Source organism: Pantoea sp. Tr-811, from assembly GCF_011752535.1.
Lineage (GTDB): Bacteria > Pseudomonadota > Gammaproteobacteria > Pseudomonadales > Pseudomonadaceae > Aquipseudomonas.
The window spans coordinates 1-222 of sequence record NZ_VWXJ01000089.1 but is presented as its reverse complement, the minus strand read 5'-3'; the positions used below and the strand labels follow the sequence as shown (position 1 = coordinate 222).

1 protein-coding gene is annotated in these 222 nt (G+C 60.4%); it reads left to right on the top strand.

Going from position 1 to position 222, the window contains the following annotated elements:
* On the top strand, nt 1–222 hold a 222-nt coding region (locus F3J44_RS29535; RefSeq protein WP_167278024.1), incomplete at both ends, for an immunoglobulin-like domain-containing protein.

Genomic DNA, 222 nt, shown 5'->3' with positions numbered 1-222 from the left:
GCATCACTGGTGTGACCGGTGGCAACTACGAGAAGCTGGAAACCGCTGGTACTCCAAGCACCGTGGTGAACGACGATCCGTCGAACCTCGATAACACCGGGCTGAGCCTGACTGCCACTGGCACCGTCCAGGAAGGCGGCCAGATCGTCTACACCGCTACCCTGACCAACCCGGCTGGCACCGAAATGAAGGTGACCCTGAGCAACGGTGAGACCATCACCA